Source organism: Paenibacillus sp. 01T422 (genome assembly GCF_056398785.1).
Window position 1 is genome coordinate 1 of the sequence record NZ_JBFTQB010000437.1, and the last position, 5,142, is coordinate 5,142.

The following is a 5,142-nucleotide window of genomic DNA, read 5'->3' on the forward strand; positions in this document are numbered from 1 at the left end:
CCACGGTATCTGCTGCTCCATAGTAAATTTTGACCTCACCGCTGTCCTCCAGAATCATGCCTCCAGGGAAAATCACATCATTGCGGAAACCTCCGTCTGTTTCATAGCTAGCTTCTGGCGCAAGCAAAGGTTCCTTGCTCATCCCAATAATCTTGTATGGATTCTCCAAATCAAGCAGCATAATACCTGCCGAATATCGCTTCTTCCAGTACGGTTCCCAGCCATTTTTTCCACGGGACGCATCGATATCGACCGCATGGAACGTGGTGAGCCACCCCTCGCTTGTTCGAATCGGCGGTGCTCCCGGACCAATTTTGTCATTGGCGAAAGGAACATGCTCTAGTCCCATCAGCAGCTCCGTATTCCCCCAGTATTTCAGATCAGGCGAATCGGACATCCAGATATCAAAGCTGTCCCTGCCGCCTTTGCCATACACCGGGAATGGTCGCTCCAGACGCACATATTTCCCTCCAATGCGTTCAGGGAATAACACCATATTGCGGTTGTCCGGCGCTGACATGCTCAAAATTTCAAAGTTAACGAAATCGTCCGTCACCGCTACGCCACCTCGTACGCCATGCTTCGTATCCACCGCAAAACAAAGATAGCAGCGCCCGTCGATAACGGTCAAACGCGGATCGTAAGTACGCAGAATCTCATCATTTTCAATGCCAAAACACGGCTTCTCCTGAACATTCCAATGAATCCCGTCATCGCTGTAAGCCAGCCCCAAATTAGTTGTTGAAATTGGCAGCAGCGTTTCGTTTGCTACGTCGCCATAATCATTGCGGAACATCATGACATATTTGCCTTCATACTTCGCAACACCCGCATTAAAAACAAGCGCAGGCGCATAAGGGACATCCGAGGCTTTAAGAATCGGATTCCCGGGATAGCGTGTGATAATTGAACTAGATTTGAGCACTCCTGTAATTGACACGATGATTACCTCCGTCATTTTGTTTAGAAAAAAGAGAACATGCAGCAAGTGAATGCAGGGCACGTTCTCTTCTGGGTTCAGCTTTGTTTATTTTTTTACCGTCGCATACCAATCATTTACTTCTTTGTAGCTGGCATCTCCGCCGGACGATTTGAACTTCGCTTGGAAAGCCTCGATTCCGCTAACAGGTTCCGCCCCGAAAATCAGCTTGGTCGTGTAGTCTCCCGCCATGGTGTTCAATTGTTGGAAGTTTTTCGAGAACTCCGGCAGGTATGGAGCAAGGCCTAATGGATCTTTAATTCTTGTACTCGCTGGTTCAATTGTATTCATGAAGTTCCAGGCATCGAATAAACGCATATCTTTACGCACACGTGCCTGCCAGTAAGTTGGATAATTTTTATCATCGGTACCCGTCAAGAAGTTGTTCGCTTGGTTCCGTTCATCTGTAAAAATCGGTTGAATTGGCGTATATGCGCCATCTTTGAAGGTGTAATGCTTACCTTCTTGGCCAATCGCCATCTCTTTAAATGTTGCGCTTTCCAGCTTCGCATTCATCCATTTGATCGCATCTTCCGGATGTTTGGAAGCTTTAGGAATGAAGGTAATGCGGTCAAAACCTGTCGTAGCGTTCAAACCAGCTTTGCCGTCTTTGCCTTTCAGCGAAGGGATGAAGTTCGCTTTCGCGTTAGGATTATTTTTCACAAGCGCATCATTAATGACAGGAACATCTGCCCAGTGAAGCATGATCATACCTGCTTTGCCGCTAGTAAATTTCTCTTTTGCGGTAGCATCTTTGTTAGCTGCGAACTCTTTATCAAGCAGACCTTGTTTAAAAAGATCACTCACGAATGCCACATAATCTTTGAACGCAGGGTCCAGAACACGTGGCGTCAACTTGCCGTTCACATCGTTCCAGAAAGTCGGCATGCCGAAAGCACCAGCGATGTTATTAATAAATATAGCTTCACCTTTGATCGTTAATGGAATATTTTTATCGCCGTTTCCTCCAGGATCTTTCTCCTTAAACGCTTTCAATACAGCGACCAATTCGTCCAATGTTGTCGGAGCTTTCATGCCTACTTTATCGAGCCAGTCCTGTCTCACATATAGACTTTCAGCTACAAAAGGAATTGTCTTCGTCGGGATCGCATAAAGCTTTCCGTCTACTTTAGCCGCTTCCAAAACCGCTGGATCAACGGATGCTTTAATATTCGGTCCGAATTTATCAATTAGTGGGCCTAGGTCTGTTAACGCACCTTTTTTCGCATAATCGGCATATAAGGCTTTGAAGTCTGTACTTCCGCCTGTTGTCACAGCATCATAGGGTTCACCGGAAGCGATGAGTATGTTTAATTTGTCTGCTGCTTTATCCTGAGGAAGCATATCATATTGCACTTTATAGCCTGTTTTCTCTTCAAGGAATTTCGCTACCGGGTACGTGTTATAATCATCCTTTTGCCAAATTTGAAGCGATTTCAATTCTGGCTTTGGTCCAGCTGTTGTTGCGGCTGGTGCTGCACTTGCCGGAGCAGTGCTGCCTGCTGGCGTAGTGTTTTTGGAAGCACAAGCGACAAGTGAAGTAACCGATAAGCTTGCTGCGAGCGTTAAAAGCATGACTCTATTGTGTCTTTTTAACATGTGCAAACCTCCCTAGTAATTGTATATACTATATCATTAAACCCTCGACGCTAGCATCAAGGGCATTAATGCAAATTCACCCTTTTACAGAGCCGATTAGAACGCCTTTGACAAAATGTTTTTGCAGATACGGGTACACTAGCAACATTGGGATAATGGAAGCGATAACCGTTGCCGCCCGAATGCCTTCTGGTGATACGTTCATCATGTCGTCTACGCTTTTGTTCACTGCACTGGAGCTGTCCGCATCCATAACAATATCCCGCAAGTACAGTTGCAGAGGCTTCAAACCTGCGTCATTGATGTAAAGCATCGGATGGAAATAATCATTCCAGAAATATACCGCATAGAAAAGCGCGATCGTCGCGATAACAGGAACACTTAACGGGATAATGATTCTAAAAAGAATCGTAAAGTTGCGAGCGCCGTCCATTTTGGCCGATTCTTCCAGAGCTTCCGGCAAGGATTCATAATAGCTTTTGATCACCAGCATGTTAAAAACACTAATCAGGGCCGGCAGCATGATGGACCAAAGGCTATTAATCAGATGAAGCTGCTTCATCAGCAAGTAGTTCGGTATGATACCACCATTGAACATCATCGTGAAAATGAACAGCAGCATAAGGAAGGAAATGCCTGGCAGGTGCCTYTTGGACAATGGATAGGCTGTTAATGCTGTGATCAGAATCGCCAGAAACGTACCCACAACCGTAATCAGCAGCGAAATCCCAATCGAATGCAGAAACTGGCTGGAGGAAACGACATATTTCATCGTATCGAGCTGAAAGCCAATGGGAATAATACCTACTTTGCCGGAAACTACAGCTGATTCATCACTAATGGCTTTGGATAAAATATTCGCTAACGGCAGCAAAGTAGCTGAACCGCAAAGAAGTAATACGAGATAAATGAAGAAGTCCAGCGACCAATCGCCAATCGATTTTTTGTGCATGTTTGTATACGCCTCCTACCAGATGCTGCGCTTGATTAACTTCTTGCTCAGTTCGTTGCCGGCTACGATCAGGATGAACCCAACAACGGAGTTGAACAACCCAACCGCTGTACTGAAGCTATAGTCCTGTTGGCCGAGACCTTGCCGGTACACGAAGGTGCCGATGACATCGCCAGATGAATAAACGACCGAATTGTACATAGTCAAAATTTGCTCCGTACCCGCCTCAAGCAAGTACCCCAAGCGTAAAATCAAGATCAAGATGATGGTTGGAAGAATGCCTGGCAGCGTAATGTAAAGCATTTGTCGAATACGACCCGCACCATCAATGGAAGCTGCTTCATACTGCTCTTGCTCGATACCTGCGATTGCAGCRATGAAGATGATGGCATTCCATCCTGATTCCTTCCAACCTGCTGTAAATACAACGACACTACGGAAAAACTGGTTGTCCAGGAAAAAGGATATCGGCTCGCCTCCGAACCATTGGATGACATTATTCACCAGCCCGCCAGACGGGGACAGGATGTTAATGAACAACCCCGAGATGATCACCCATGATAAGAAATGCGGAAGGAAAATAATCGTCTGAATCGTCTTTTTGAAAAAGGCTTTGCGCACCTCATTTAAGAAAAGCGCAATGACGATCGGGATTGGAAAAAGTAGTACGATCTTGTACAAGCTGATCAGCAGCGTGTTGATGAAAACCTGATAAAACTCTTCCGAGTGAATCAGCTTCGTGAATTGATCGAGCCCTACCCATTTACTCCCCATAAACCCGTCGAAAATATTAAAGTCCTGAAAAGCAATAACAATGCCGTACATCGGCGCATATTTGAACAGCAACAAAAATATCAATCCAGGCACAAGCAACAAGTACATATCATAATTGCTCAGGATCAGCTTCAGACGGCCACTACCTTTGGTAACTGGTTTGGCGTGAGCTGTTTGCAGCTCTATCTCTGCTCGTGTTGTACGCATTAATGGCTCACCTCCGTGTTCTTATAGGACAATTATATCGGTGGGCACAAATGAAATGTAGATGGTAATATTTCTGTTTCTGGTGCAATCTTATGGTTTTTGAGGAAATGTTTTGGAGTGGGGACGGGAGTTCGGGCGGGAGTTCGGACGGGAGTTCGGGCGGGAGTTCGGACGGGAGTTCGGACGGGAGTTGGGACATAGTCAGGGTGGGAGTTTAAAAGGCAAGGTGGGCGGCGGGGCGCTAATGTGGAGGCAGGGTTACTCTGGTCAGACGATCTGATGTGGGGTTGACGCGAGTAAGTTAGTATACCGAGGGGGGTGCTAGTGGGTGCACACGACTTGGGCGGCGGAGCTAGTTTTGGAGTGAGAGCTACTTGTGACCGAAGAGAGTTCCTCCACCTGAAAGGGAACTGTGGTACCCTATTACAGGAAAAACGCCCTTCTGGCTGCCTGGGCGGAACTACAGTCCCTTATTTTCTCGGGTGGCCTCGCTTTTCAACCCAGAACTGAAAATAGCGGATCACAGTTCCGCGATCTGTCCAAAAAGCCAGCTTTTCTAACAAATAGCGGACTATAGTTCCTTTTGCAGGACGTCACCTTGCCTGCCCCCTCACCGGCTTCGAGCACGCCC

General features: G+C 46.5%; 4 protein-coding genes. All 4 read right to left on the reverse strand.

Annotated elements, in window-relative coordinates; translation table 11 throughout:
- A partial coding sequence (locus AC1DUA_RS22330) for a glycoside hydrolase family 130 protein (RefSeq protein ID WP_477501868.1) occupies positions 1 to 940 on the reverse strand: 940 nt, incomplete at its 3' end.
- Positions 941 to 1,027: 87 nt separating this feature from the next.
- Positions 1,028 to 2,578, reverse strand: a complete 1,551-nt coding sequence (locus AC1DUA_RS22335) for an extracellular solute-binding protein (protein ID WP_477501869.1) — start codon at positions 2,576 to 2,578, stop codon at positions 1,028 to 1,030.
- 76 nt (positions 2,579 to 2,654) lie between these two features.
- On the reverse strand, positions 2,655 to 3,530 hold the full coding sequence (locus AC1DUA_RS22340; protein ID WP_477501870.1) for a carbohydrate ABC transporter permease: 876 nt from the start codon (positions 3,528 to 3,530) through the stop codon (positions 2,655 to 2,657).
- A 15-nt stretch (positions 3,531 to 3,545) separates the two neighbouring features.
- A complete protein-coding gene (locus tag AC1DUA_RS22345; protein WP_477501871.1) occupies positions 3,546 to 4,511 on the reverse strand; it encodes an ABC transporter permease in 966 nt (321 codons plus the stop codon).
- Positions 4,512 to 5,142: the final 631 nt, after the last annotated feature.